Source organism: Pantoea sp. CTOTU49201 (genome assembly GCF_032054795.1).
Taxonomy (GTDB): domain Bacteria; phylum Pseudomonadota; class Gammaproteobacteria; order Enterobacterales; family Enterobacteriaceae; genus Pantoea; species Pantoea symbiotica.
In genome coordinates, this window is record NZ_DAMBSA010000487.1 from 1,659 (window position 1) to 3,135 (window position 1,477).

A 1,477-nucleotide genomic window follows, 5' to 3' on the forward strand; every position below is an offset into this window, starting at 1 on the left:
TGGGAGATTCGGGCCGCCATGAATGGCGCAATGCTCGTCAGTTAAGCGCCTTTCGGTCACCATAAATGGCGACCCTACAAAGGTTTGGCGCGTTTTTCGTAGGGTGCGCATTCATGCGCACCTGCATACATATGCAAATCAATGCTCAACTAAGCGGCATTATGCCATTAAAGGCGACCCGACGAATTACAGTGTCATCAGCATCTCATGCCACGCCATGCCGCCGTGGTCTGACTCGGACGGTTTGACGTACTGATAGCCCCATTTTTTATACAGCTCGACGTGCTGGGTTTTGCACATTAGATGAATGGTTCGCTTATCCATTTTCTTCATCAGGTCGATAAACTGGCGCATCAGCAGCGACGCATAACCTTTGCCCTGATAAGCAGGATCAAGCACCACCGACATAATGACGGCGTTTGGTGCTGCAGGATCGTGGCCGATTAACTCTTTGAACGCTTCATCTGACATCACCACATCCCACGCGCAACCGGCGTTGATAAAGCCAATCACCTTGCCGTCTGTTTCCAGACATAAAAATCCCTGCGGATACTGCGCGATGCGGGTAGCAATCTTTTCACGCGTGGCGGCTTCATCACCTTCGTAAGCCTCAATCTCAATCGCGTAACAACGATCCACATCGGCCAGGCTGGCTTCTCTAAATACTAACGTCGACACAACTAAACCTCTTCGAGTCACTTCTGAACGGCGGTCATTCTAACAGGCCGAATGTCCCGGTGCGTATAAATGCGCCAGCCCTTTGTAGGGTCGCCATTCATGGCGACCGATTCACCTTTAACTGACAAGCCTTACGCCATTCATGGTGACCAAAAATTGTTACTCCAGTGTCACAACTCGGTTTTCCCGCGCACTGACAAAAGCCGCATCCAGCACCGCTAACACTCCAATCGCCTGCTCAGTAGTCACCGGCGGTTCGGTGCCGTTGCGCACCGCGTCGGCAAACGCTTCATAATAGGCATGATAAGCGCCCTGCTCCGATGGCACCGCTTCGTCGCCCTCAGCATGATGCAAAATGCCCCAACGATCGCGCTGCTCGTAGCCCCAACCCGCTAAATCATCCACCGGACGTTTACCGGCAAAAATCGCCTGCGCCTGCACATCGGTGCCTTGCGACAGATAGCTGCCCTTCTCGCCGTACAAGCGCAGTTCGCGGCATACCATGCGATTGAGTTTGGTGGCAGAAACATAGGAGTGCGTGCCGTTGTGATGCGTTAGCGTCAGCACAAAACTGGCATCGGTTGGGCCTTCCGGTAATTCAACAATATCCAGCTGCGCATACACCGATTTTACCGGACCCATCAGCCAGATTGCCTGATCCACGATGTGGCTACCGAGATCGCGCAGCAATCCGCCGGTTTCACCGCCTTCCAGCGTCAACGCATCATCAAAATCCATGCGGTTATGCAAGCGCCATACTTTGCCAACTTGCTGTTGTTCAATAACTTTCTTCAGCGTC

Annotated in this window: 2 protein-coding genes; both read right to left on the reverse strand. The window is 52.9% G+C overall.

Annotation, left to right across the window (positions count from 1 at the left end):
- Nucleotides 1-186 precede the first annotated feature (186 nt).
- A complete protein-coding gene (locus RTY00_RS22615; RefSeq protein WP_312666390.1) occupies nucleotides 187-678 on the reverse strand; it encodes a GNAT family N-acetyltransferase in 492 nt (163 codons plus the stop codon).
- A gap of 159 nt (nucleotides 679-837) precedes the next feature.
- A partial coding sequence (locus tag RTY00_RS22620) for a Gfo/Idh/MocA family oxidoreductase (protein WP_312666392.1) occupies nucleotides 838-1,477 on the reverse strand: 640 nt, incomplete at its 5' end.